Source organism: Streptomyces sp. NPDC006624, assembly GCF_040611555.1.
Lineage (GTDB): Bacteria > Actinomycetota > Actinomycetes > Streptomycetales > Streptomycetaceae > Streptomyces.
Genome location: NZ_JBEXOM010000007.1, coordinates 63,117 through 88,961, shown reverse-complemented (window position 1 = coordinate 88,961; position 25,845 = coordinate 63,117). Strand labels below are relative to the sequence as shown.

Sequence of the window (25,845 nt, the reverse complement as noted above, 5' to 3'; positions counted from 1 at the left end):
AGATGACCAGTGGCAGCGACCACCGACACGGACCACGAGAAGCACACCGGCACGGCGTCCCGGCCGCCCGCGGCACGGCGCCGCCCCGGCCCGGTCGCGATGGCGGTCGGCTTCTTCGGGGAACTCCTCATCACCGCGGGCCTGGTCCTCGGTCTGTTCGTCGCCTACTCGCTGTGGTGGACGAACGTCGTGGCCGACCGGGCCGCCGGCAAGCAGGCCGACCGGGTGCGTGACGACTGGGCGCACGGGCGGGGCGGGCCGGGCGCGCTGGACACCAAGAGCGGCATCGGCTTCCTGCACGTGCCCGCGATGAGCGGCGACGAGGTCCTGGTCGAGAAGGGCACGTCGAACAAGATCCTCAACGACGGTGTCGCCGGCTACTACACCGACCCCGTCAAGGCGACCCTGCCGATGTCCGGCAAGACCGGCAACTTCTCCCTCGCCGCCCATCGCGACGGCCACGGCGCGAAGTTCCACGACATCGACAAGATCGAGAAGGGCGACCCGATCGTCTTCGAGACGAAGGACAAGTGGTACGTCTACAAGGTCTACGGCATCCTCCCCGAGACCTCGAAGTACAACGTCAAGGTCCTCTCCCCGGTCCCCGAGGAGTCCGGCCGGAAGAAGCCGGGCCACTACATCACGCTGACGACGTGCACGCCGCTGTACACGAGCACGTACCGGTACGTCGTCTGGGGCGAGCTGGAGCGGGTCGAGAAGGTCGACGCGGAGCGGACACCGCCGAAGGAACTGCGCTCCTAGAGGGCGGCGAACGCCAGGGCCCCGGCACCCCCGAGAGGGTGCCGGGGCCCTGGCGTGGGCGAGCCGGGGGTCAGTCCTCCTGGCGGCCGGTGATGCCGCCGAAGATGCCGCCGTTGTCGCCGCCGCCGTTGTTGTTGCCCCCGTTGTTGCCGCCGAAGCCGACGGTCTGGAGGGTGATCGGCGTGTTCGCCGGGTCGTCGACCTCCTTGTTGCCCTGGGGGTCCTGGCCGGTGACGAGGGCGTTGTCGCCCTGGTCGCTGCCGCCCGCGAACTGGATGTTGGTGAAGCCGGCCTGCGCGAGGGTCTGCTTGGCCTGACCCACGGTCTGCCCGACGACCTGGGGCACGCGGACCTTCTGCTTCTCCTTCTTCTTGCCGATCTGGATGTTGACCGACGAGTTCTTGTCGACGGAGGAGCCGGCCTGCGGCGTGGTCGCGATGACCTTGCCGACCTGGTTGTCGTCGTCCGTCTCCACCTCGGTGCAGTTGCCGACCAGGTTGCTGGCCTGCATCTGCTGCTTGGCCGCGTCACAGGACTGGCCGAGCACGTCCGGGACGGTGGACTTCTCCGCGGCCTTGGCGACGGTGAGGGTGATGGTGGAGCCCTTCTCCACCTCCTGGCCCAGGTCCGGGTCCTGCTCGAGCACGGTGCCGGGGTCCTCCGGGGACTCCTTCGCCTTCGTCTCGACCACGAACTCGTACTTGTCGCCCTCCAGCGTCGCCTTGGCGTCCTCCAGGCTGTCGCCGACGACGCTGGGCACGGCCACCTTGGGCGCGCCGGTCGAGACCACGAGGGAGATGGTGTCCCCCTTCTTGACGTCCGTGCCGGCCGTCGGGTCCTGCGAGCAGATGTTGCCCTTGGTCTGGTTCTCGCAGGGCTTGCTGGAGAAGGCCAGTTGCAGATCGGCGTTCTTGGCCAGCTTCTCCGCGGTGCTCTTCGTCTCACCGATGAAGTTCGGCGCCTTGAACGCCTCGTCGCCGGTGTCACCGTTGCCGCTGAACGCCCACCGTCCGATCAGGATCGCGCCGACCAGGACGAGGACGCCCGCGACCACGAGCAGGACCGTGGAGGTGTTGGACTTGCGCTGCTGTCCGCGGCGCCGGTCGGGACGGTCGTCGTAGCCGTAGCCGCCGTCGTCCGGGTTCATGGGCGGCAGCATCGACGTGGCGCCCGCGCCGGAGTCCGCGCGCAGGGCCGTCGTCGGCTGGTCGTCGGGGTAACCGCCGTACCCCACCGCGCCCATGGCGGCCGTGGCCGCGACCGGCTGGCCGTCCAGGCAGGCCTCGATGTCGGCGCGCATCTCGTCCGCCGACTGGTAGCGGTAGTCGGGGTCCTTGACGAGCGCCTTGAGGACGATCGCGTCCATCTCGGGCGTGATCTCGGGGTCGAAGACCGACGGGGCCTGCGCCTCTTCCCGCACGTGCTGGTACGCGACGGCGACCGGGGAGTCGCCCACGAAGGGCGGACGGACGGTCAGCAGCTCGTACAGCAGGCAGCCGGTGGAGTACAGGTCGGAGCGGGCGTCCACCTGCTCGCCCTTGGCCTGCTCCGGGGAGAGGTACTGGGCGGTGCCGATGACGGCCGCGGTCTGGGTCATCGTCATGCCGGAGTCGCCCATGGCGCGGGCGATGCCGAAGTCCATCACCTTGACCTGGCCGTTGCGCGTCAGCATGACGTTCGCGGGCTTGATGTCGCGGTGGACGATGCCGTTGCGGTGGGCGTACTCCAGGCCCTGGAGGATGCCGATGGTCATCTCCATGGCCCGCTCCGGCAGCAGCTTGCGGCCGGAGTGCAGGAGCTCACGGAGCGTGGAGCCGTCGACGTACTCCATCACGATGTACGGGATCGACACGTTGTCGATGTAGTCCTCGCCCGTGTCGTAGACCGCGACAATCGCGGGATGGTTGAGCGAGGCGGCCGACTGGGCCTCCCGGCGGAACCGGGCCTGGAAGGACGGGTCACGCGCGAGATCCGCGCGCAGCGTCTTCACCGCCACGGTGCGGCCGAGGCGGGTGTCATGCGCGAGGTAGACCTCCGCCATGCCACCACGCCCGAGCACCTGGCCCAGTTCGTACCGGCCGCCGAGGCGACGCGGCTCTTCCATAGCTACCTACCAGCCCTCTCCGTCGGTCCCGACCGGAAGCTTGTGCGGTCGGAGACTGCCGTCCGGGCCTACCGTACCCGGCTCGCTTTGTGTGACCTGGCCAAGCCCGTCAGCCGATACAGGACCGGTATCGCAACGTGCACCGATGTGAAGCAGACGTGAGCGGGGTCACTTCTTGCTGTCGATGACCGCCTCCATCACGCTCTTCGCGATCGGCGCCGCGAGGCCGCCGCCGGAGATGTCGTCACGGACGGCGTTGTCGTCCTCGATCACGACCGCGACGGCGACCGGGGCACTGCCGTCCTCCGCCTTGGCGTAGGAGATGAACCACGCGTACGGGTTCTCGCTGTTGTCCACGCCGTGCTGGGCGGTACCGGTCTTGCCGCCCACCGTGACGCCCGGGATCTTGGCCCTGGAGCCCGTGCCCTTGTCGACGACCGTCTCCATCATCGACTGCAGGATCTGCGCGTTCTTCGCCGACAGCGGCTGGCTCAGCTCCTCGGGGTCGGTCTTCTCGATCGGGTCGAGGCCGGGCGACTGGAGCTCGTCGACCATGTACGGCTTCATCAGCGTGCCGTCGTTGGCGACGGCCGACGCCACCATGGCCATCTGCAGCGGGGTCGCGGCGGTGTTGAACTGGCCGATCGAGGACAGCGCGGTCTGCGACGGGTTCATGTTGTCGGAGAAGACCGAGGCGTTGGTGCGGACGGGCGTGAAGTGCTCCTCGCCGAAGCCGAACTTCTTCGCCATGTCCAGCATCTTGTCGTTGCCGAGGTCCGAACCGATCTTGCCGAACACGGTGTTGCAGGAGTACTGGAGCGCCACCCGCAGAGTCGCGTTCTTGCAGGGGATGTTGCCCTCGTTGGGCAGCTTCGTGGTGGTGCCCTCCATGACCCACGGGTCCGGCGAGTCGGTCTTGGCGTCCGGGTCCGTGTACAGCCCGTCCTCCAGGGCCGCGGCCGCGGTGAGCACCTTGAAGGTGGAGCCCGGCGGGTAGGTCTCGCGCAGCGCCCGGTTCAGCATCGGGTCGTTGGGGTTGGTCTTCTTCTGCAGCTTCTGCCAGGCCTCGGTGTCCGTCGTCGTGGAGTTGCCCGCGAAGGACGACGGGTCGTAGGACGGGTAGGAGGCCAGGGCCAGGATCTTGCCCGTCGACGGCTCGATGGCGGCGACGGCGCCCTTGCCGCCCTGCTTCTTCAGGCCGTTGTACGCGGCCTTCTGCGCGGCGGCGCTCAGCGTCGTGACGACGTTGCCGCCCTCCTGCTTCTTGCCGGTGAGCATGTCGAGGGTGTTGCGGAAGAACAGCCGGTCGTCGTTGCCGGTGAGGATGCCGTCCTCGATGGACTCGAGCTGGGTGGCGCCGAAGGCCTGCGAGGCGTAGCCGGTGACCGGCGCCCACATCGCGCCGTCCTTGTAGGTCCGCTTGAACTTGAAGTCGCTGCCCGGCGTCTCGGCGGATCCGGTGATCGGCTTGCCGTCGACGATGATGTCGCCGCGCGGGGAGGCGTAGCGCTCGATGATGACGCGCCGGTTGTTCTTGTCGCTCTTCAGCTCGTCGGCCTGGACGTACTGGATCCAGTTGTCGCGGATCAGCAGGGCAAGGACGAGCAGACCGCAGAAGATCGCGATCCTGCGCAGGGGCTTGTTCACGGGCGGACCACCTGAGTCATCTCGGCATCGGGATTGCCTGCCGGGGTCGGGGCGGGACGGCGTGCGGTGTCGCTGATGCGCAGCAGAATGCCGATCAGGGCCCAGTTGGCGATCACGGACGATCCGCCGTAGGCCACGAAGGGCAGCGTCATACCGGTCAGCGGGATGAGGCCCATCACACCGCCGGCCACGACGAAGACCTGGAGGGCGAAGGCACCGGACAGGCCGATGGCCAGCAGCTTGCCGAACGGGTCGCGGGCCGCCAGCGCGGTCCGGACACCGCGTTCGACGATCAGGCCGTAGATCAGCAGGATCGCCATGACGCCGGCCAGCCCCAGCTCCTCGCCGAAGGTGGCGAGGATGAAGTCGGAGTTGGCGGCGAAGCCGATGAGGTCGGAGTTGCCCTGCCCGAGGCCGGTGCCGAGGGTGCCGCCGGAGCCGAACGCCCACAGGGCCTGCATGGCCTGCTCGGAGTGGACGATGCCGTCCTGGACGCCGGCGCGGGACAGCTCGAACTCGCGCATCGGATCCAGCCAGGCCTGCACACGGGTCTGGATGTGCGGCTCGAAGCTGGCCACGCCGACGGCGCCGACCGCGGACATCAGCAGACCGAAGACGATCCAGCTGGTCCGCTCGGTGGCGACGTACAGCATGATGACGAACATCCCGAAGAACAGCAGGGACGTACCGAGGTCGGTCTCGAAGACCAGGATGAGGATCGAGATCACCCAGACGACCAGGATCGGTCCCAGGTCGCGCCCGCGCGGCAGGTACAGGCCCATGAAGCGGCGGCTGGCCAGCGCCAGGGCGTCCCGCTTGACCATGAGGTAGCCGGCGAAGAACACGGCCAGGACGATCTTGGCGAACTCACCGGGCTGCAGCGTGCCGAGGCCGGGGATCTTGATCCAGATCTTGGCGCCGTAGATGTTCGCGCCGAGGCCGGGCACCAGCGGCAGGACCAGCAGGAACAGCGCGCCCGCCATGGAGATGTACGTGTAGCGCTGCAGGACGCGGTGGTCCTTGAGGAAGATCAGTACGCCCACCAGCAGGGCGACGCCCATCGCGGAGTACAGCAGCTGGCGCGGTGCCGCCTCGACGAAGTTGCTGCTCGCCTGCAGCCGCTTCGACTGGTCCAGCCGCCAGATGGCCACCAGCCCCACGCCGTTGAGCAGCGTCGCCAGCGGCAGCATCAGCGGGTCCGCGTACGGCGCGAACTTCCGTACGGCGAGATGCCCCACTCCGGCCAGCAGGCCCAGTCCCAGGCCGTAGCTCAGCAGACCGGCGGGCACCTCGTCGTTGATGGCCAGGCCGACGTTGAGGTACGCGAACACCGGGATGACGACGGCGAAGGCCAGCAGCGCCAGTTCGGTGTTGCGTCTGCTCGGCGCGCCGATCGCGCCGATCGTGGACGTGTGGTGCGTCGCCGAGTGCGACGTGTTCGTACCGCTCATCTTGTGACAGGGCCTCTCACGGCTTGCCTACTGCTTACCGCACAGCGAGACGACCTTCTGCTCTTCCTCCGAGAGGCTGGGGCCGGGGCTGGGAGTGGGTGCGGTCGTGGTCGGGGGCGTGGACTTCTCAGGCGCCGACGGGGAGCCGGACGGGTCCGACGGGTTCGGTGTCGGTGTGGCCTTGGACGTGAAGGAGGCGGGAGTGGTTCCCGTGGTGCCCCCGGCCTCACCTTCGCCGGTCTTGGCGTTGTTCTTGCTCTCGGCTTCGCGGCGCTGCGCCTGCTTCTTGCACGCGGAGGCCTGCACCGACAGTTCCTGGATCTTCGCCTGGGCGTTCTTCAGCCCGCCCTCGGCGATGGTCGCCTCGACCAGCTTCTGCTGGTAGGGCGGCAGGTACTTGAGTTCGATCTCGGGGTGGTCCTGCTCGACCTTCGACAGCGACACCCAGGCCAGGTCCTGGCTGATGCCCCGGTACAGCGCGACGTGCTCGTCCTCGACGCCGACGTAGTACTGCGTCTGCGTCCAGCGGTAGCCGCCGTACAGGGCGCCGCCGACCACGGCCAGCGCGAGGGCGCCGTAGAAGGACCTCTTCAGCCAGCGGCCCTTGCGGCGGGGCTTGTCGAAGTCGTCGTCGCCGTAGTCGAAGCCGGCGGCCGGGATGTAGCCGGTCGTGTCGCCGGAGCCGGGCGGGCCGAACTCGCCGCCTCCGCCCTGTCCGTGCCGGCGGCCGAGGCCCGCGGCGCGGCCGGCCGGGGTCTGCATGATGCCGTTGTCGTGCAGCTGGTGCTGGTTCTCGGCGACCGCGCCGACCACGACCGGCGTGTCGGACAGCTGCCCGGCGAGGGTGTCGCCGGTGTCCAGGTCGAGGACGTCGGCGACGATCACCGTGATGTTGTCGGGGCCGCCGCCGCGCAGGGCCAGCTCGATCAGGTTCTGGACGGTCTCCTGCGGGCCCTGGTAGCTGGCGAGGGTGTCCTCCAGCGTCTGGTGGGACACCACGCCGGACAGGCCGTCGGAGCAGATCAGGTAGCGGTCGCCGGCGCGGACCTCGCGGATCGACAGGTCCGGCTCGACGTGGTCGCCGGAGCCGAGCGCCCGCATCAGCAGCGAGCGCTGCGGGTGGGTCGTGGCCTCTTCCTCGGTGATGCGGCCCTCGTCGACCAGGCGCTGCACCCAGGTGTGGTCCTGTGTGATCTGCGTCAGGACGCCGTCGCGGAGCAGGTAGGCGCGCGAGTCGCCGACGTGCACCAGGCCGAGGCGCTGGCCCGTCCACAGCAGGGCGGTCAGGGTGGTGCCCATGCCCTCCAGCTGCGGGTCGTCCTCGACCATGGAGCGCAACTGGTCGTTGGCGCGCTGCACCGCGGTGCCGAGCGAGGTGAGGATGTCGGAGCCGGGGACGTCGTCGTCGAGCGCGACGATCGTGGAGATGGCCTCGGAGGAGGCGACCTCACCGGCCGCGGCGCCGCCCATGCCGTCGGCGATGGCGAGCAGGCGGGGGCCGGCGTAACCGGAGTCCTCGTTGCCCTCCCGGATCATGCCCTTGTGCGATCCGGCCGCGAAGCGCAGTGACAGACTCATGCGCACCTCGCCTGTCGGCTCCGGGTACAGCCGGTCGTGTCGAGCCACACTGCCCACCCTCCGGTCGGGAGCGCGCGGGGGGCCGGGATGAGGCCCGCCACTGCGTGCTCGCTCCGCTCGCGCCTATCCATGATGTAGCACTACTTCCGCAGCTCGATGACGGTCTTGCCGATGCGGATCGGCGCGCCCAGCGCAATCGGTGTGGGAGTCGTCAGCCGGTTCCGGTCCAGGTACGTGCCGTTGGTGGAGCCGAGGTCCTCGACGATCCACTGGCCGTCGCGGTCCGGGTAGATCCTGGCATGGCGGCTGGAGGCGTAGTCGTCGTCCAGCACGATCGTGGAGTCGTGCGCCCGGCCCAGGGTGATCGTCTGGCCCTGGAGCGCGACCGTGGTGCCGGTGAGGGTGCCCTCGGTCACGACCAGCTTGGTGGGGGCGTTACGGCCGCGGCGGCCGCCGCCGGACTGCTGGCGCTGCTGCGGCGGAGCCTGGCGTGCGGCGGCCTGCTGGCGGCCGGCTTCGCGACGTGCACCGCGCTGCGTGACCCGCGTGCCGAACAGGTCGCTCCGGATGACCTGCACGGCCACGATCACGAACAGCCACAGTACGGCCAGGAAACCCAGCCGCATGACCGTGAGGGTCAGCTCTGACATTGCCCCCGCTTCACCCTTCGGCTTGCCGGTAAATGATGGTGGTGCTGCCCACGACGATCCGCGAGCCGTCGCGGAGCGTAGCGCGGGTGGTGTGCTGCCCGTCCACCACGATGCCGTTGGTGGATCCGAGATCCTGGATCGTCGAGGGCGTTCCGGTCCGGATCTCGCAGTGCCGGCGGGAGACGCCGGGGTCGTCGATCCGCACGTCGGCGTCCGTGCTGCGGCCCAGCACCAGCGTCGGGCGGGAGATCTGGTGGCGGGTGCCGTTGATCTCGATCCAGTGGCGGGTCCGGCCGCCGGCGGCCGGCGGGCGCTGGGCGCCCGCGGCCGGGGGATAGCCGTAACCGCCGGGGCGGCCGCCGGGCGGCGGCGCGGCCGGCATGGGCGGGGCGCCGGCGGGCGCGGCGGCCGGCGGGTAGCCGTAGCCGCCGGGGCGTCCGCCCTGCGGGGCGGCGGGTGCGGCGGCGCCGCCTCCCGGGCCGCCCTGCTGGCTGGCGGAGGAGGCGAGCGTACGGCTGCGCACCCGGTACAGGCCGGTGTCGAGGTCCTCCGCCTTCTCCAGGTGCACCTTGATCGGGCCCATGAAGGTGTAGCGCTGCTGCTTGGCGTAGTCGCGCACCATGCCGGCGAGCTCGTCGCCGAGCTGGCCGGAGTACGGGCTGAGCCGCTCGAAGTCCGGCGTGCTCAGCTCGACGATGAAGTCGTTGGGCACGACCGTGCGGTCGCGGTTCCAGATGGTGGCGTTGTTGTCGCACTCGCGCTGGAGCGCACCCGCGATCTCCACGGGCTGGACCTCGGACTTGAACACCTTGGCGAAGGTGCCGTTGACCAGACCTTCGAGACGCTGCTCGAACTTCTTCAGGACTCCCATGGGGCACCTCCTCCGTCGCTGCCGTCCTGTGTACTGCCCTGCGGGCCGCTTGCCTGGTACTGCTTACTGATCGTATCCACGCGCCGCTCGATCGGCTGGTTCCCCCTGTCAGCACCGCCGACGGGTGTCGACGCATGACGAAGTTCCCTGTGGAGCGCCTCTTCGAACTCCGCCGGCAGTCCTGCCGCGCACAACCGCTTCAGGTACTCCCGCCAAGGATCGTAGAGGCGGCCGAAGACCAGTGTCCCGCACCCGGCTGTGGACCCGGACCCCCTCCTGGGGAGACGGGGGGTACCGGTACGAGGTTGATACGTGAACTGGCACGCGCTGATACGTGGCAGCGACACCTAAGGTCCGGCGGGGCTCCTGCCTGCGGGAAGAAGGGATGTGAACCCACCCCCTGCAGCGTGCTAATGTTCTGCGTGTCGGAAGGCGCCGGCCCCAGCGGGGCAGGAGCCCAGGACACACCCAATGCGCGGGTGGCGGAATAGGCAGACGCGCTGGATTCAGGTTCCAGTGCCCGAAAGGGCGTGGGGGTTCAACTCCCCCCTCGCGCACAGCGGGACGGGCGGCATCGTGAGAGCGATGCCGCCCGTCCTTTTTTGTCGTGGTGTGATGTGCGTCCGGGCCGTGGATCCGCTGCTGCGGCTCTCGGGGCGGGTCCCTCTGTGAGGAAGGTCTCAGCGCTCGTGGGGCGCCGGCCGGTGGGCGCGGCGGGAGCCGGTCCGGAGACCGCCGGCGGCGGAGCGCCGCCCCGGGCCGGCGGTCCCGGCTGTCAGTCGAAGAGGTCCAGGAGATCCGCCGCGGAGCCGTCGCCGGCGGGGCGGGCCCGCATCGGGCGGGGCTCCGGGCAGGCCGCCGTCGCGGCCCGCGCGCGGACGGCGTCGGGACCGCCGCACGCCTCGACCGCGAAGGCGCCGAAGACCCCGGCGAACGCGGCCGGATCGCGGAACTCCACGCCGAACGCCCGGCCGTCCCGCAGGGGCACCCACACCACCCGCTCGGTCCGCGGCCACTCCGGAACGGGCAGATCGTCCGCGGTCGACCGCCCCTCCAGCCACAGCCGCGCCACGTGCAGCAGGTTCACGTCCTCCATCGGCAGCCCCCGGCGCCGCACCCGCAGCTCAGCCGCCGTCAGCCGGACCCGCTGGTCCCTCCTCGGGTACCAGACGACCCCGATCCCGCACGGCACCCACAGCAGGACCCCGATCCCCACCCAGACCAGGGCCTCGCCCCAGGACCGGATCAGTCCGCCGTCCAGCAGGTACACGGCCCCGAAGACCAGGGCCCACTTCGCCGTCATCGGCCAGAATCCGCTGCCCTGCCGGTACAGGACCCGTCGTTTCCCCGTCGTCGCCATGCCCGCACGCTATCCGCCGCCGGGCAGCGCTCTGCCGAGCCGGTGGACGCCGGTGGTGCCGTCGGGGTCGGTGACGGCCGGGACGCCGGATCGGGCGCCGGACGCCCGCACGTTGATCACCGTCTGGCCGATCATGGTCATCCGCCATATGAAGCCCTTGGGATTCACGCAGGACGAGATGCGCTCGCTGCTGGCGGCCACCGGCCGTCTGGACTCCGGTGCGGGACTGCCGCCCGGGGAGCGGGAGGAGCTGCGGGGCCGGGTGCGGGGCTGCGAGGAGGGCGCGCAGCGGCGGGTGTCCGGCCTGTGCACCCGGCTGGTCCGGGCGGAGGAGTTCGCGCGGCGGCATCGCGTGAGCGTCTCCGGTAGGGACGCCGCACCGGACTTCCTTGCAATTCGGTTTACTTGACGTCCTCAGCGCATCGACTTCCCTTTGATGCGCCATTTCTGGGAGAGGGAGAAAAGCCGGTCGCGGTTGTCCGACTCGGGCACGATCCGGCCCAACTCCCCGTCCCTCCAGGGTGGGAGGAAACACCGCCCCGTGGAGGGATCAATCCGCATTCCGCGGGCGGCAGGGTGGGTGCGTCCCGTACGCATCGACCCGAGGACTCAACGCGCGTGCGTCATAGTCGAATAGCCCTCCTCCTGACGGTCAGCGCCGTCACCCCGCTGGTCCCCGTGCTGACCCCCGCCACCGCGTCCGCCGCGGAGCACACCCTCCGCCCCTACCTCCAGCAGAAACCGGCCTGGCACCGCTGCGACAAGGAACTGCCCGCCTCCCTCCAGTGCGCCACGATCAAAGTGCCGCTCGACTACGCCAGACCGGGCGGCAAGAAACTCGACCTCGCGATATCGCGGATGAGGACGAGCACCAAGAAGGAACGGCGCGGTGTGCTGCTGCTCAACCCGGGCGGCCCGGGCGGGCCGGGGGTCGACATGCCGCAGTACATGGCCGACGAACTGCCCAAGTCCGTGAAGAACGCGTACGACCTCGTCGGCTTCGATCCGCGGGGCATCGGCCTGAGCAGTCCCGTCGGCTGCGGCCTGACGTCCGCCGAGCGGAACTGGGAACGGCCCTACAAGGCCGCGACGTTCACCAAGGACGTGAAGTGGGCGCGGACCGTCGCCGAGAAGTGCGACAAGAAGCAGGGCGACAAGCTGCGCCACATCACCACCCGCAACACCGCCCGGGACATGGACGTCATCCGCGCCGTGCTCGGCGAGAAGAAGATCTCCTACCTCGGCTACTCCTACGGCACCTACCTCGGCGCCGTCTACACGCAGATGTTCCCCAAGCGCACCGACCGCTTCGTGCTGGACAGCGCCGTCGACCCGGCCCGCGTCTGGCGCGGGATGATCCAGGTCTGGGCCGAGGGCGCCGAACCCGCCTTCACCCGGTGGACCGAGTGGACCGCCGCACGGCACGCCACCTACAAGCTGGGCCGGACCCCCGAGGCGGTCCGCAAGAGCTTCTACGACCTGGTCGCCCGGGCCGACCGCAAGCCGATCGACCTCGACGGCACGCCGGTGACCGGTGACGACATCCGCTCCGGCCTGCGGGGCATGTTCTTCGGCACGCGTGAAGCCGCCGAAGCGGTCGCCGAGTTGAAGAAGGCCGCCGCCGGAGCCTCCACCGCCCCGTCCGCCGGCCGGGACAACCTCAGGACGCCCGAGCCCGTTCCGCCGTCCTTCGGCCGGACCGTGCCCGACGACAACGGCGACGCCGGCTTCTGGGCCGTCGTCTGCGCCGACACCCGCGCCTGGCCGCGCGACCCCGAGCAGTACCGCAAGGACGCGATCCGGGACAAGGCCAGGTACCCGCTGTACGGCGACTTCGCCTCCCACATCAAGCCGTGCGCCTTCTGGAAGAAGAGCGGCAGCGAGCCCGCCACCCGGATCGGCAACTCGGTGCGCGCGCTGATCCTGCAGAACGAGTGGGACTCCCAGACGCCGCTGACCAGCGGCCAGGGCCTGCGCCGCGCCATGAAGGGCTCGAAGATGGTCACCGTCGCCGGAGGCGTCGGACACGGCATCTACGGCACCAAGTCGTGCGCCGACAAGACGGCCACCGCCTACCTGACCACCGGCAGGCTCCCCGCGAAGGACGTCACCTGCAAGGCCGCTCCGGCCGCGGACGAGCGCGCCACCCCGAACCGGCTGCCGCTGCCGACGCCGCCGGGCCTCCCCGGGATGGCCGGCCGCTTCTGATCAGCGGAGTCGCGGGGAGGCGGGGGATCGGTCCGGACGGTCCCGGCCCCGGCCTCCCCGCGACCGGCGTCCTTCGCGGCGGCCGTACGCGGGTGGTCAGAGGTCCTCGTGGACGGCGAAGCGGACGGGTTCCGCGACGCCCGCCTGGCGCAGGTCCTCGACCGTGGCCTCCATGCTGCCCAGGCGCGAGCGCAGCGCCTCGGCCTCGGCGTTGCCCGGCTGGGCGCGCAGCGCGAGCCGCATCACCCGGTGGTGGTCGTGCGCGCCCGCGGGGCCGCTCCACGGCGGGTCGAAGCTCCACGGGACCGGCCCGGTCAGCTCGTTGGCTGCCATCCAGTCGTCGATCCGGGCGTCCACCCAGCCGTGGAGCTTCCAGAAGACCGGGTTCACGTGGGCGGAGTAGGTGTCGGCGAGCCAGTTGTAGGCGGAGTCGTCCCACTGCGGGTCGACGCTGAAGTCGTCGCCGCCGGGCCGGTAGGCGGGCAGTTCGGCCGACCAGCGCAGATGCATCTGGTTGTGGATGCCGTACTCGATACTCGCGCCCAGGCGGCGGAGCGACATCTGGCGCAGCCGTACCGGGTCGGTGAACTGGTCCTCCCAGGCCCGGATCCTGTCGAACGCGGCCTGCGTCTTGGCGTTGCCGATGGCGTCGGTGGTGCCGGCGTCGCCCGGGACCTCGAAGGGGGGCGGGACCGGGTAGTCGGTGTCGTCCGGTGCCGGGATCGTCGGCCAGCCCTCCACGCGGGGATGCTGCGGGTCGCCCAGCTCGGCGAGGATCTCGTCGACCGTGGCGATCATCTCCCGGTGCATGAACAGGAAGTCCTCGCCCGAGCCGTTGTCGAACTCGACGGCGCGCCGGCCGGTGACGGGGTCCGGCGCGGACAGGGACTGCCGCGGCGGCTCCCAGCCGTGGGCGCGGTAGACCTCCCGTTCCTGCGGTGTCAGGACCGCCCAGGAGTCACGTGCGGAGTGCCACAGCATGTGGTGCAGGCGCATGGTCCGGTCGGCCATGGCGTCGATCACGGGCTTGGGGAAGGTGTTCATCTCGCTCCACCTCTCTGGAGCAACGGCGGGGTGCGGGGTGCGTCGGGGTGAGACGTTCCGGGGACGCGTGCGCTGTGGACCGCCACGTGCGTCAAGTGCCGTGGAAGACAGGCGAGTTTCTGATTCCGCTCCTGTTTCCACTGTGACGCAGAAGACCTGCCGACGCATCCCTGGGACGCCGGGGCCTCAGTCCCGGAAGCCCGCCGGGTCCACCGCCCGGCGCCGCAGCGCGAGCGCGGCCGGGACGACCGCGGACACCACGGCGAGCAGGGCGCACGCGGCGACCGTGATCCCGAGTGCCTGCCACGGCAGGGCGAGGGGCGGCCGGACCGACAGCAGCGCGAGGGCCATCCACATCCCGGCCAGGTTGACGGCGGTGACCAGCAGGCCGAGCAGCGCCCCCGCCGCCACGACCGTCAGCGCCTCGGCACCGGTCAGCCGCAGCACCTGCCCCCGGGTGGCACCGGCCAGCCGCAGCGCGGCCAGGTCGCGGACCCGGCCGGACGCGGCCATGACCGTCGTGTTGGCCACGGAGATGCCCGTGTACAGGAGGGCGATGCCGAGGACGAGCAGCAGGCCGAGGCGGGTGGTGCGGTGGGTCTCGGGGTGGGTGGCCCGCAGCCACGCCTCCCGGGTGAGGACCCGGTGGTGGCCCGCCGCCCGGTGCAGCGCGGTGGCGACCGCCCGCGGGTCCGCGCCCGCGGCCAGGGCCACGTCGACGCGGTCGGCCGCGGCGCCCGGGGCGTTGCGCGGGGTGAGGTGGACGCCGTTGCCGCCGGTGCCGGTGGTCATGACCGCGGCGACCCGCAGGGTGCGCGGCGTCCCGTCCCCGAGCCAGACGCGGACCCGGTCGCCCACGCGGTGCCGCTGCCACTCCTCGTTGACGATGATCGAGTCGTCGTCGAGGTCGCTCACCCGGCCCGCGGCCAGCGGCAGGCGCGAGGTCGCGGCCAGGGCGCCGGGTGCGGCGGCGCGGGCCTCGGAACGGATCAGGGCCACGCCGTCCTCCAGGACGTGCACGGCCGTGGAGGACGAGGGCGAGACCACGGTGTCCGGGACCGCCCGCAGGCGGCGCAGGGTCCGCTCGTCGAAGCCCCTGCCGTCGGCCGGGGTCACCACGAAGGCGGCGGTGGTGCGGTCGCGCGCCTCGGCGGCCTTCGCCCGGTTCAGGGTGGCGGTGGCACCGAGCAGGGACCCGGCGAGGGCGACCGTGACCAGCACCGGGGCCGCGAGCGCGGCGGTACGGCGTACCCCGGCGGACGTGTTCTCGCGGATCAGCAGGGAGCAGACGCCCGGCAGGGGGGTGAGCAGCCTCACCAGGGGGCGCAGGACCAGCGGGGACAGCAGGGCGGCCGCGGTGATCAGCAGCATCGGGCGGCTGACGTAGGTCTTGCGGTGGAGCAGGTCGCCCGGGTCGCCGGTCAGGGACAGGGCCAGGGTCACGGCGGCGGTGAGCAGCAGGGCCGTGCCGCACAGCAGACGGCCCGGGGTGAGCACGCCGCTGTCGGCGGAGGCCTCGCGCAGGGCCTCGGCGGGGGCGGTGCGGCCGGCCCGCCAGGAGGCCGCGGCCGCCCCGCACAGGGCGACGGACAGGCCGGTCCAGAAGGCCGCGTGGTACGGCCAGGTGGCGTTGCCGAGGACGAACCAGGCCGGGGCGAGACCCTCGTCGGCCATCCGCCGCGCCAGCAGCGGGGCCCCGTACGAGCCGAGGACGCAGCCGGTGGCCGAGGCGAGGACGCCGACGGCCAGGGCCTCGGCGAGCACGCAGCGGCGGATCTGGCCCGGGCCGGCCCCGGCGGTGCGCAGCAGGGCGAACTCGCGGCGCCGCCGCTCGACCGCGAAGGCGAACGTCGAGGCCACGACGAAGACCGACACGAAGGCGGTGACGCCGCCGGCGGTGCCGAGCAGGGCGTTCATCGCGGTGAGCGCCTCGCGGTCCCGTGCGTACCCCGGGTCGGCGTGGCGGCGGGCGTCGCCGGTGAGGACCTCGGCGGTGCGGCCCACCGCCTCCCGCACGGCCGCCGGATCGGCGTCGACGCCCACCCGGTGGACGCCGGCGGGGGACCGGTCCACCGTCACCGGGCCCAGTCTGCGCAGCTCCGCCACGGTCGCGGCGGGTATCGCGCGCGGGTGGGCGAGCCGGGCCGTGCGGTCCCCGGCCGGGGTCGGTACGCGCAGGGTGTCGTGCGCCGTGACGATGACCCGGTCGGCGGGGCGGACGGCGGGCGTGGAGGAGAGGGACGAGGCCAGCACCAGGCCCGTCACCGTGAGCAGGGCCACGCCCAGCGCGAGGGCTACGAAGCTGCCGGTGAAGGCGGTCCAGCGGGTGCGCAGGGTGCGCAGGGCGACGCTCAGCACGGGAGGGTCTCCAGACGGGTCGTGCGGGTGGCGATGGTGTCGGCGTCCGCGCCGGTCAGCTCCCCGCCGAGGCGCCCGTCGACGAGGAAGACCACGCGGTCGGCGTACGCCGCGGCGACCGGGTCGTGCGTGACCATGACGACCGTCTGGCCCTCGCGGTCGACCATGCCGCGCAGCAGCCCGAGCACCTCCCGGCCGGTCCGGGTGTCCAGGGCGCCGGTCGGCTCGTCGCCGAAGAGCACGTCGGGGCGGGTGATCAACGCCCGGGCCAGGGCGACGCGTTGCTGCTGCCCGCCGGAGAGCCGCCCCGGCCGGTGCGCGGCGCGGTCGGCGAGACCGACCTGCTCCAGCGCCTGCCGCACCCGGGCCCTCGGCACCCGGCGTCCGGCCAGGCGCAGCGGCAGGGCCACGTTCTGCTCGGCGGTCAGCGAGGGCAGCAGGTTGAACGCCTGGAAGACGAACCCGACGCGCTCGCGGCGCAGCAGGGTCAGCCGCCGCTCGCTCAGCCCGGTCAGTTCGGTACCGCCCACGGTGACGGACCCGGAGGTGGGCCGGTCCAGGCCGGCGGCGCACTGCAGCAGTGTCGACTTGCCGGAGCCGGACGGGCCCATGACGGCGGTGAACGTCCCGGCGGGCAGGGCCAGCGAGACCCCGCCGAGTGCCGTCACCTCCCCATAGGTCCTGGTGACCGAGTCCAGCCGGACGGCGTCGTGTGTCATGGGCTCCCCCTGGTGTCGACGGCGTCTCCACGAAACCGGCCGGAGCCGGGTCGGCGCAGTGCGGCGGGGCCTACACCGGGGGTAGGGCCAGACATACCCCCGGCCTCCCCCCAGGCCCATGGCCGGGCCCGTGACGTGCTCCTACGGTGATGCCCATGCACCCTCGGAACGTGTGGCGGGCCCTGTCCCGCCCCGGCTACCTGCTGTCGGCCTGGCCCTGGCGGTCGGCCGCCTACCTGCTCACCGGCGCGGTGACCGGCGCCGTCGTGCTCGTGGCGGTCGCGGTGTCGGCGGCGGCCGGCGGGGTGCTCGCGCTCGCCCTGGTGGGCGTCCCGCTGCTGCTCGGCACCGCCCTGGCCGGCATCCCGGTGGCGGCGGTGGAGCGGCTGCGGCTGCGGCTGGTCGACCCGGAACCGGCGCCCGACCCGCACGAGCCGCCGCGCGAGCCGGGACTGCGGTCCTGGCTGTCGACGCGGCTGCGGGAGCGGGCCACGTGGCGGGAGCTCGGCCACGCCCTGCTGTTCGCGGTGCTGTTGTGGCCGGTCGACGCCCTCGTGTTCACGGCCGGGCTGCTGTGCCCGCTGTCCGTGACCGTGACGCCGCTGCTCCTGGCCGTCCTCGGCGAGGCGAAGGTGCTCAAGCTGTGGACCGTCGCCACCTGGCCGGCCGCCTTCGGCTGCGCCGCGCTCGGGCTGATCCTGCTGGCCCTGGGCGCCTATCTGCTGGGCGTCGCGGCCGGGGCGCGGGCCGGGCTGGCCCGGATGCTGGTCGCGCCGCGCGATGCCGGACTGGGGGCCCGGGTCGCCGAACTGGCCCGGTCGCGGGTGCGGTTGGTGGACGCCTTCGAGGCGGAGCGGCGGCGCATCGAGCGCGATCTGCACGACGGGGCGCAGCAGCGGCTGGTCGCCCTGACGATGACGCTCGGCCTGGCCCGGCTCGACACCCCGCCCGGCCCGCTCGCCGACCGGCTCGCCCAGGCCCACGAGGAGGCCGGGGCGGTCCTCGCGGAGCTGCGCGAACTCATCCACGGCATCCACCCCAAGGTCCTCGCCGACTACGGACTCGAAGCCGCCGTCGCCGACGCCGCCGACCGTTCGGCGGTGCCCGTGGACCTCGACCTGGAGCTGCCCGGGCGGCTCCCCCAGGCGGTCGAGGCGGCCGCCTACTTCGTGGTGTGCGAGGCGCTCGCCAACGTGGCCCGGCACAGCGGCGCGAGCCGCGCCGAGGTGAGCGGAGGCCACCGCGACGGACGGCTGCTGCTGCGGATACGCGACGACGGACGCGGCGGTGCCCGGGCCGGTGCCGGCAGCGGGCTCACCGGGCTCGCCGACCGGGTGTCGGTGCTCGATGGCAGACTCTCCCTGTCCAGCCCGCCCGGCGGACCGACCCTGCTGCGGGTGGAGATCCCCTGCGAGGCTGCGAGGTGAACGGAGTGCCCCTGGGCGCCGATCGGCCGCTGCGCGTGGTCCTGGCCGAGGACAGCGTGCTCCTGCGGGACGGACTCGTGGGGCTGCTCGCCCGCTGCGGCCACGAGGTCGTGGCGGCCGTGGGGGACGCCGGGGCCCTGGTCTCGGCCGTCGGGCGGTACGACCCCGACGTGGTCGTCACCGACGTGCGGATGCCGCCCGGCTTCCAGGACGAGGGACTGCACGCGGCCGTAGGGCTGCGCCGGGAGCGGCCCGCGCTGCCCGTGCTGGTCCTCAGCCAGTACGTGCAGCGCCGGTACGCCGCCGAGCTGCTGGACTCCGGGGACGGCACGGGCGTCGGCTACCTGCTGAAGGACCGGGTCGGCCAGGTCGAGGACTTCGTCGACGCGCTCGGCAGGGTGGCCGCCGGCGGCACGGTCGTCGACCCGGAGGTCGTACGGCAGTTGCTGCGCCGCCGCCGCGACCCGCTGGAGCGGCTCACCCCGCGTGAGCGCGAGGTGCTGGCGCTGATCGCCGAGGGGAGGTCCAACGGCGCGATCGCCCGCGCCCTGGTCGTCTCCGAGGCGGCCGTGGGCAAGCACGTCTCCGGCATCCTCGCCAAACTGGACCTGCCCCCGGCCGACGGCACCCACCGCCGGGTGCTCGCCGTGCTGGCGTACCTGCGGGCGTGACGCGGCCCCGACTCCGCCCGCCCGGGCCCGCGTTGTGAAAAAACCACCGAGTTGGTTTCATTGCGTGGCCAGGAGAGCCGTGCAGGGGAGCCACGGGTGACCAAACAGGACCGGGCCGTCCGGACCCGTCTCGCACTGATCCGGTCGGCGGCCGAGCAGTTCGAGGCCCGCGGGTACGTCCGGGCCAGCCTGGCGGAGATCAGCGCGGGAGCGGGCGTCAGCTCCGGCGCGCTGCACTTCCACTTCGCCAACAAGGCCGCCGTGGCCGAGGCCGTCGAGCGCGCGGCCGCCCGCGCGCTGCGCCGGGCGGCGCTGCCCGGCCGCGGCGGGGACCGGTGTGCGCTGCAGCGGCTGGTGGACGTCACGCACCGCATGGCCCGGCTGCTGTGCGCGGACACCGTGGTGCGGGCGGGGCTGCGGCTGAACACCGAGGCGGTCGCCGGGCGGGTCCGTGACCTGCGGCGGGAGTGGCGGGAGTGGGTGCACGAGCTGCTGGCCGAGGCGGAGCGGCGGGGCGAACTGGCCGCCGGGATGCCGCCGCACCGCACCGGCGCCGTCGTCCTGGCCGCCACCACCGGCATCGAGGTGCTGGCCCGCGAGGACCGCGGCCTGCTCGTCCGCCCCTCGCTCACCGACCTGTGGTGCCTGCTGCTGCCCTGCGTGGCCGCGCCGCACCTCGCCGGAGAGCTGCGGCCCGCGGGCACCGACCCGGACCACCCGGAGCTGACGGTGGAGCCGGCCGCGGATGCGGGAGGACGGGCGGAGCCGAGTCCGGCGGGATTCGCGCTGCGGTAGGGACGCGCCGGAGGCCCGCACCGTCTCGGGGGCCCCTCCTGGCCTGCTGACAGGATGTGAAGCAGTGGCCAAAACAAACCGGATGACACGTCTTCTCGTGCCGCGCATCGCACGATGGTCTCCCATCCCCTGGACCGAGGAGCGATGAGTCATGGCACAGCGGGCCTGCCCCTTCCTGTCGATCGACCCGTCCGGACGGGACCTCTACGCCGAGATAGCCCGCATACGCGCCCGCGGACCGGCCGTGGAGGTCGAACTCCCGGGCGGGGTGAGGGCGTGGTGGATCAACGGCCTGGAGCTGAACAAGCGGCTGCTGGCCGGTCCCGAGACGAGCAAGGACGCCTACCGGCACTGGCCGGCCTGGATCAACGGGGACGTCTCCCGCACCTGGCCGCTCGCCATCTGGGTCTCGGTGCGCAACATGGTCACCGCCTACGGCACCGACCACAGCCGGCTCCGCAGGCCGATGGCCGCCGCCTTCACCAAGCGCCGCGTCGACGCCCTGCTGCCCCGCGTCCGGCAGATCGTCGACGGGGCGCTGGACGCCCTGGAACGTGTCCCGCCGGGCGAAGTCGTCGATCTGCGGGGCGCGTTCGCGGCGCCGGTGCCGCACGAGGTGGTGTGCGAGCTGTTCGGTGTACCGCAGGGCGAGGACGGCCCGCGCCGGGACCTCTACCGCATCATCAACCGCTTCTTCGACACGGCGATCTCCCTGGAGGACGCCCAGGCCAACGCGGCCGACCTCTACGCCACGCTGACCGCGTTCCTGCGGTACAAGCGCGGGCACCCCGAAGACGACCTGACCACGGCCCTCATCGCCGCCCGGGAGCGGGACGAGCTCAGCGAACAGGAGCTGATGGACAACCTGATCCTGCTGCTCACGGCCGGGTTCGAGACGACCGTGAACCTCATCGACAACACCGTGCACAGCCTGCTCGCCCACCCGGACCAGCTCGGCCTGGTGCGCTCGGGGCGGGCCACCTGGGAGGACGCCCTGGAGGAGTCGCTGAGGCACGAGGCGCCGGGCGCCATGTCGGGCCTGCGCTACGCCGTCGAGGACATCGAGATCGAGCCGGGTCTGACGATCCCGAAGGGCGATCCGATCGTGGTCTCCTTCGCCGGCGCCGGACGCGACCCGGAGCGGCACGGCCCCGCCGCCGACCGGTTCGACCTCACCCGCGCCACCAGCCGCGACCACATCTCCTTCGGCCACGGTGTGCACCACTGCCTGGGCCGGCCACTGGCCATGGCCGAGGCGACGGTCGCCCTGACGTCGCTGTTCGAGCGCTTCCCGCGGCTGGCCCTGGCCGATCCCTCGTGTCCGCCGCGACGGCTGCGGTCGATCATCTCGACGGGCCACGAGGAATTGCCGGTGCTGCTGCACGGCCGGGACGAGGCGGGCCTGCGCCCTTGAGGGGCGGGGCGATCAGGAATCCGGCCGGCCTTGGAGATGCGCGCGGTACCAGCCGGCCGCGCGGGCGAACCCGGCCGCGAACCCCTCGCCGGGCGAGCAGTCGAGGTCCTTCCAGAAGGCGTCGTCCACGAACCAGTGGTCGACCGTCAGCATCCCGAGATGGTGGAGCGCGAGCGGCGAACCGGCGGCCCGCTCCAGCGCGGTGGCGACGTCCACGGCCGCACCGCCGCCCGGGTCGCCCACCAGCCCGTCCACCGCGGCGAGCAGCTCGGTGACGGGCACCGGGTCCGGATGAGCGACGTGGTGCGCACCGCCGCCGTGCGCCGGGGACAGCGCCGCCGCGACCACCGCACGGCCCAGGGTGTCCACGTCGATCATCGACTGGAGCGCCGCGCAGCCGGACAGGGTCGCCGACAACTCGCGCAGCAGCCACACCAGTCCGGGCACCACCCAGCGGTCGCCCTCGCCGTAGACGAGGTGCGGCCGCAGCACCAGGCCGCCCGCGTCGAGCACGTGCCGTTCGGCGGCGGCCCGGGTGCGGCTGGTGGCCGACGCGGGGGCGATCGGCACCTCCCCGGGGCGCACGCCGCGGAAGGGCCCGCGGCCGTACACGGCGGCCGTGCTCACGTACACGATCCGGCGCACCCCGGCGCGCACCGCCTCCTCCACCAGGGCCCGTGTGCCGTGGTCGTTGACGGCCTCGACGGCCTCGGCGTCGCCGCCGATCCTGGTGGCGCAGTGCACCAGGACGTCGACGCCGGCGCAGGTGCCGCGCAGGGAGGACGGGTCGGTGACGTCGCCGGGGACGGTCTCCGGACCGTCCGGCGCGCGGCGGGACAGCAGCTGCACGCGGGCGCCGGGCCGCAGACGGGCCGCCGCCGCCACCCGGCTGCCCACGAAGCCGCTGCCGCCCGTGACGAGGAAGGTGGCCGTCACGTCAGGCACCGCACCCGGGCCGTCCGGGGAGAGGTCAGCGTGGCGGTGAAGACCGGCTCGCCGTCCTGTACGCCCGACACCCGCACGCCCACCTCGTCCGGGTCCTCGCCGAGCAGCTCGGTCTCCAGCCGGCACGGGCTGTGCAGCTCCGCGTACCGGTCGAAGGCGACCGCCATGGCCCGGGGCAGAAAAGGGCGTTGACCCGAGGCGGCGGTCGCCGCCTGCCGGGCGGCCTCGAAGAGGACCATGCCGGGGACGTGGTCGTTGGGCCGGGGGAAGAGGACCGGGTGCCCGGTGTCCACGCGCAGGTTCCAGACGCCGGGGCGGTCGGCGGGGGCCAGGACGACGTCCTCCGGGCGGGAGCGCCCGGCCAGCCCGGGCGCGATCCCGGGCGGCAGCGGCACGGGCGTGCCCATCACGGCCAACTGCCGGCTGCGCAGGCGCCGGTAGGCGAGCGGGGAGGTGCAGCCGGTGCTGCCGGTGCCGCGGGCGACGAACCGGCCCGCGCGGCGGAACTCCATCGTGGTGCGCATGCCGGCCAGACCGCGGCCGCGGCGGCGTATCTCGGAGCACACGACGTCGATCTCGACCGGTTCGGCGGCCTCTGCGAGCAGCATGGCGGACGGGTCGGTGTGGACCGACAGGTCCCACATGACGAAGTGGGTGTCGGCCGGGGCGCCGAACTCGGCGTGCGCGAGCACCATCGAGGCCTGCCGCAACGTTTCGCCCACCATCATCGGGTCCTGGTGGCGGTCGTCCACGGGCCCGAAGAAGGGATGGGACGCCGGCCAGCGCGCGGTGAAACGGAAGCGGTTCTCGGTGATTCGCTTCCACCGGGTGGGGAAGACGTCTGTCTCGGTGGTGCGGTGGGCGAGTTCCTTGGTGACGGGGGTGTGGGGTGCGGGGTCTTCGGCGATGGCGGCCTGCGGTGCTGGCGTTCCGGTGCCGGCGGGCGGCGGCGCGGTTTCTCTTCTGACGCCCGGCTGTGGCGCATTCTCGACGGCCGCAACGTTTGTGTTTGCCGGACGGCCCCCTCGTCCGGTCTGATCGTCCGTGAGCGCGCTCGAAGGTCCTGACTGCGGCATGAGACCCCCCGGTTTCGGCCGCCTGGCTGAGGTCGACGTTTGACTAAGATACGGACGAGCCGGTTTTTTTCAAAGGGTGGACCCGGCGGCCGGCACAGGCTCTCGCGCCCTCGCTGCACAGCGATTTCACAGCGATCGACCGAGATCAGGAGGCACCCGATGGCGCGACAGGAGCGCGCGATCCGCACCAGGCGGACCATCCTGGAGGCGGCGGCCGCCGTCTTCGACGAACGCGGCTACACCTCGGCCACCATCGGGGAGATCCTGGACCGGGCCGGTGTCACCAAGGGCGCGCTGTACTTCCACTTCGGCTCCAAGGAGGAGCTCGCGGTCGGGGTGTTCGAGGAGCAGCTCGCGATCGCGCTCCCGCCGCAGTCCAGCAAGCTCCAGGAGCTCGTCGACTCCGGGCTGGTGCTGGCCCGCCGGCTGCGCTCCGAGCCGCTGGTGCGGGCCAGTGTCGGGCTCGCCCTCGACCAGGGGGCCATGGACCTGGACCGGACACCGGCCTTCCGGATGTGGATCGACCAGAACGTGGAGCTGCTGAGCGAGGCGAAGGCGCAGGGCGAGCTGCTGCCGCACGTGGACGTGGCGGAGACGGCCGAGCTGCTGGTCGGCAGCTTCTCCGGCGTGCAGCTGCTGTCCCAGCTGCGCTGCCAGCGGCAGGATCTGGAGCGCCGGGTCGTCGTGCTGTTCGAGCACTTCCTGCCGAGCATCGCGGTGCCCGCGCTGCTGGCCCGGCTGGAGATCTCCGAGGACCGGGCGGAGCGGGTGCTGGCGGGGGCGGATGCGGAGGCGGGGGCTGCGGCTCCGGGCGGGGGTCGGGCCGCCACTCCGGGCGGGGACCGGGTTGAGGGTCAGGCCGGGGGTCAGGCCGCGGGCCGGGGCGGGAGCCGGGTGCGGGTCGGGGCCGAGGGTCGGGCCGGTGACCGGGCCGTGGGCCCGGTGGTGGATGCGGTGGCGGACGCGGGAGCGGATCCGGTGGCGCATTCGGTGGCCGATCCGGTGCGGGACGAGGCGGTGCCGGCGTCGGCGACGGCGCCTTCGGGGGCGTAGCGGCCGTCGCCGGGAGGCCGTGGCCGTCCGGCAGGGCAGGGCGGGGGAGCCGTTCCGGATGGTGCACAGCCGCGGAGTGGTCGACAGCCACGGAGTTGTCCACAGCCATGGGGTTCGTCCACAGGGTCTGACGCGTTTCGGCCGCCGGTTGTACGGTCGGCACGAGTAGATGTTCGTGCGCGTGCGGGGGAGGCGGTCGGGATGAGCGGGACAGAGTCCGGGGGCGGGATGAGGGGCCGGTTGCCCCGGGTGCGGGGCTTCGCCGAGTGGCCCTCGGGGGGCTCGCCCAAGCAGGAGGGCAAGGCGCTGCGCCAGGGGACACCGCGCGGTGCGCATGCCGCGCTGGACCTGGACGCGTCCCGGCCCGACGCGGTGAGCGCGGTCGAGGAGTCGGGCCGCGGCCGGCTGCCCGAGCTGACCCCGCTGCGCGTCGGCCGCATGGCCGCCTCCCCGTTCGCGTTCCTGCGCGGCTCGGCGGGCCTCATGGCCCACGACCTGGCGCGCACGCCGAGGACCGGCATCAGGGCCCAGATCTGCGGCGACGCCCACGCGGCGAATTTCGGCCTCTACGGCGACCCGCGCGGCGGCCTGGTCATCGATCTGAACGACTTCGACGAAACGGTGCCCGGCCCCTGGGAGTGGGACCTCAAGCGCCTCGCGGCCTCCCTGGTGCTCGCGGGCCGGGAGGCGGGCGCGGACGAGGACCGGTGCCGTGAGGCCGCCCACGACGCGGTCGGCGCCTACCGCCGCACCATGCGGCTGCTGGCCAAGCTCCCGGTGCTGGACGCGTGGAACGCCATCGCGGACGAGGAGCTGGTCTCCCACACGGACGCCCATGACCTGCTCGGCACGCTGGAGCGCGTCTCCGAGAAGGCCCGTCACAACACCAGCGGGCGCTTCGCCGCCAAGTCCACCGAGGCCACCGAGGACGGCGGCCGGCGTTTCGTCGACGCCCCGCCGGTGCTGCGGCGCGTCCCCGACGAGGAGGCCGTGCTCGTCGCGGCGTCCCTGGAGGAGTACGTCGGCACCCTGCCGGAGGACCGCCTGCCCCTGCTCGCCCGGCACGCGGTGCACGACGTGGCGTTCCGTGTCGTCGGCACGGGCAGCGTCGGCACCCGGTCCTACGTGGTGCTGCTCCTGGACCACCGGGGCGAGTCGCTGGTCCTGCAGGTGAAGGAGGCACGGCCGTCGGCGCTGGTGCCGCATCTGCTCACGGCCGGTTTCGAGGCGCCGGCGACCGATCACGAGGGCCGTCGTGTCGTGCGGGGCCAGAAGCGGATGCAGGTCGTCAGCGACGTGCTGCTGGGCTGGACGACGGTCGACGGCCGCCCGTTCCAGGTCCGCCAGTTCCGCAACCGCAAGGGAAGCGTCGACCCGACCGCCCTGGCCGCCGACCAGCTCGACGACTACGGCCGTATGACCGGCGCGCTGCTGGCCCGGGCCCACTCCCACAGCGCCGACCCGCGGCTCATCGCCGGGTACTGCGGCAAGAACGAGGAACTGGACGAGGCGATGGCGGCGTTCGCGGTGGCGTACGCCGACCGGACCGAGGCGGACCACGCGGACCTGGTGGAGGCGGTGCGGGTGGGCAAGCTCGCCGCCGAGGTGTAGCCGGAGGGCGGTGTGCCGCGGTGGCGGCGGGTGCCCGCGCCGCCGGGAAACGGGACGGGTCCCGCCCCGTTTCCACCGGGTGGGACCCGTGGAAGTGGGGA

Annotated in this window: 22 protein-coding genes and 1 tRNA gene; 10 read left to right on the top strand and 13 right to left on the bottom strand. The window is 72.6% G+C overall.

The features are described 5' to 3' along the window. Positions 1-9: 9 nt before the first annotated feature. A complete protein-coding gene (locus ABZY20_RS15595) occupies positions 10-762 on the top strand; it encodes a class E sortase (RefSeq protein ID WP_356441877.1) in 753 nt (250 codons plus the stop codon). A gap of 70 nt (positions 763-832) precedes the next feature. Here the strand turns inward: ABZY20_RS15595 and pknB are convergent, their stop codons facing one another. The 6 genes from pknB to ABZY20_RS15565 all read right to left on the bottom strand — a co-directional run bounded on the left by pknB (position 833) and on the right by ABZY20_RS15565 (position 9,063). Continuing rightward, positions 833-2,866, bottom strand: a complete 2,034-nt coding sequence (gene pknB / locus ABZY20_RS15590) for a Stk1 family PASTA domain-containing Ser/Thr kinase (RefSeq protein ID WP_356441875.1) — start codon at positions 2,864-2,866, stop codon at positions 833-835. A gap of 168 nt (positions 2,867-3,034) precedes the next feature. After that, positions 3,035-4,513, bottom strand: coding sequence for a penicillin-binding protein 2 (locus ABZY20_RS15585; protein WP_356441874.1), 1,479 nt, complete (start codon positions 4,511-4,513; stop codon positions 3,035-3,037). Then, on the bottom strand, positions 4,510-5,964 hold the full coding sequence (locus tag ABZY20_RS15580; RefSeq protein WP_356441872.1) for an FtsW/RodA/SpoVE family cell cycle protein: 1,455 nt from the start codon (positions 5,962-5,964) through the stop codon (positions 4,510-4,512). Before ABZY20_RS15580 ends, ABZY20_RS15585 begins: the two co-directional genes overlap by 4 nt. Positions 5,965-5,991: 27 nt before the next feature. Continuing rightward, positions 5,992-7,542, bottom strand: coding sequence for a Stp1/IreP family PP2C-type Ser/Thr phosphatase (locus ABZY20_RS15575; protein WP_356441870.1), 1,551 nt, complete (start codon positions 7,540-7,542; stop codon positions 5,992-5,994). A 140-nt stretch (positions 7,543-7,682) separates the two neighbouring features. Continuing rightward, positions 7,683-8,192: an FHA domain-containing protein gene (locus ABZY20_RS15570; protein ID WP_356441868.1), complete on the bottom strand. Its 510-nt coding sequence runs from the start codon at positions 8,190-8,192 to the stop codon at positions 7,683-7,685. A gap of 10 nt (positions 8,193-8,202) precedes the next feature. Further along, positions 8,203-9,063: a DUF3662 and FHA domain-containing protein gene (locus tag ABZY20_RS15565; protein WP_356441867.1), complete on the bottom strand. Its 861-nt coding sequence runs from the start codon at positions 9,061-9,063 to the stop codon at positions 8,203-8,205. 473 nt (positions 9,064-9,536) lie between these two features. On the opposite strand from ABZY20_RS15565, the gene ABZY20_RS15560 reads away from it, so the two are divergent. Beyond that, positions 9,537-9,620: transfer RNA gene (locus ABZY20_RS15560), tRNA-Leu, on the top strand. Between the two features lie 218 nt (positions 9,621-9,838). Here the strand turns inward: ABZY20_RS15560 and ABZY20_RS15555 are convergent. Together ABZY20_RS15555 and ABZY20_RS15550 are read right to left on the bottom strand one after the other, a co-directional pair. Further along, positions 9,839-10,423, bottom strand: a complete 585-nt coding sequence (locus ABZY20_RS15555; protein WP_356441865.1) for a hypothetical protein — start codon at positions 10,421-10,423, stop codon at positions 9,839-9,841. Between the two features lie 9 nt (positions 10,424-10,432). Continuing rightward, entirely contained in the window at positions 10,433-10,564 is a 132-nt protein-coding gene (locus ABZY20_RS15550; protein ID WP_356441863.1) for a hypothetical protein, read from the bottom strand. Positions 10,565-10,571: 7 nt separating this feature from the next. Between ABZY20_RS15550 and ABZY20_RS15545 the strand changes: the two genes are divergently transcribed. Both ABZY20_RS15545 and ABZY20_RS15540 read left to right on the top strand, forming a co-directional pair. Continuing rightward, positions 10,572-10,832: a hypothetical protein gene (locus tag ABZY20_RS15545; RefSeq protein ID WP_356441861.1), complete on the top strand. Its 261-nt coding sequence runs from the start codon at positions 10,572-10,574 to the stop codon at positions 10,830-10,832. Between the two features lie 209 nt (positions 10,833-11,041). After that, complete coding sequence (locus ABZY20_RS15540) at positions 11,042-12,631, top strand: alpha/beta hydrolase (RefSeq protein ID WP_356441859.1); 1,590 nt, start codon at positions 11,042-11,044, stop codon at positions 12,629-12,631. Positions 12,632-12,727: 96 nt separating this feature from the next. On the opposite strand, the gene ABZY20_RS15535 is transcribed toward ABZY20_RS15540, so the two are convergent. The 3 genes from ABZY20_RS15535 to ABZY20_RS15525 form a co-directional block, all read right to left on the bottom strand. Further along, the gene (locus tag ABZY20_RS15535) at positions 12,728-13,675 is read right to left on the bottom strand and encodes a hypothetical protein (protein ID WP_356441857.1); all 948 of its coding nucleotides are present in this window, start codon (positions 13,673-13,675) and stop codon (positions 12,728-12,730) included. Between the two features lie 186 nt (positions 13,676-13,861). After that, positions 13,862-16,033 carry an ABC transporter permease gene (locus ABZY20_RS15530; RefSeq protein WP_356441855.1) on the bottom strand — a complete coding sequence of 724 codons (2,172 nt, stop codon included), beginning with the start codon at positions 16,031-16,033 and terminating at the stop codon, positions 13,862-13,864. After that, entirely contained in the window at positions 16,027-16,752 is a 726-nt protein-coding gene (locus ABZY20_RS15525) for an ABC transporter ATP-binding protein (protein WP_356441853.1), read from the bottom strand. The genes ABZY20_RS15530 and ABZY20_RS15525 overlap by 7 nt, the downstream gene beginning before the upstream one ends. 155 nt (positions 16,753-16,907) lie before the next feature. Here ABZY20_RS15525 and ABZY20_RS15520 point away from each other — a divergent pair, with 155 nt between their 5' ends. The 4 genes from ABZY20_RS15520 to ABZY20_RS15505 all read left to right on the top strand — a co-directional run bounded on the left by ABZY20_RS15520 (position 16,908) and on the right by ABZY20_RS15505 (position 21,059). Further along, positions 16,908-18,179 (top strand): sensor domain-containing protein, encoded by a 1,272-nt coding sequence (locus ABZY20_RS15520; RefSeq protein ID WP_356441851.1) that lies wholly within the window; start codon positions 16,908-16,910, stop codon positions 18,177-18,179. Between the two features lie 11 nt (positions 18,180-18,190). After that, positions 18,191-18,850, top strand: a complete 660-nt coding sequence (locus tag ABZY20_RS15515) for a response regulator transcription factor (RefSeq protein WP_356442254.1) — start codon at positions 18,191-18,193, stop codon at positions 18,848-18,850. A gap of 96 nt (positions 18,851-18,946) precedes the next feature. Beyond that, entirely contained in the window at positions 18,947-19,645 is a 699-nt protein-coding gene (locus ABZY20_RS15510) for a ScbR family autoregulator-binding transcription factor (protein WP_356441850.1), read from the top strand. Between the two features lie 151 nt (positions 19,646-19,796). Continuing rightward, entirely contained in the window at positions 19,797-21,059 is a 1,263-nt protein-coding gene (locus ABZY20_RS15505) for a cytochrome P450 (RefSeq protein WP_356441848.1), read from the top strand. A 12-nt stretch (positions 21,060-21,071) separates the two neighbouring features. On the opposite strand, the gene ABZY20_RS15500 is transcribed toward ABZY20_RS15505, so the two are convergent. After that, positions 21,072-21,995: an NAD-dependent epimerase/dehydratase family protein gene (locus ABZY20_RS15500; protein WP_356441846.1), complete on the bottom strand. Its 924-nt coding sequence runs from the start codon at positions 21,993-21,995 to the stop codon at positions 21,072-21,074. Further along, positions 21,992-22,912, bottom strand: coding sequence for a ScbA/BarX family gamma-butyrolactone biosynthesis protein (locus ABZY20_RS15495; protein ID WP_356442253.1), 921 nt, complete (start codon positions 22,910-22,912; stop codon positions 21,992-21,994). The genes ABZY20_RS15500 and ABZY20_RS15495 overlap by 4 nt, the downstream gene beginning before the upstream one ends. 327 nt (positions 22,913-23,239) lie before the next feature. On the opposite strand from ABZY20_RS15495, the gene ABZY20_RS15490 reads away from it, so the two are divergent. Together ABZY20_RS15490 and ABZY20_RS15485 are read left to right on the top strand one after the other, a co-directional pair. Then, positions 23,240-24,133, top strand: a complete 894-nt coding sequence (locus tag ABZY20_RS15490; protein ID WP_356441844.1) for a ScbR family autoregulator-binding transcription factor — start codon at positions 23,240-23,242, stop codon at positions 24,131-24,133. 201 nt (positions 24,134-24,334) lie between these two features. Further along, entirely contained in the window at positions 24,335-25,744 is a 1,410-nt protein-coding gene (locus ABZY20_RS15485) for a DUF2252 domain-containing protein (protein WP_356441842.1), read from the top strand. Positions 25,745-25,845: the final 101 nt, after the last annotated feature.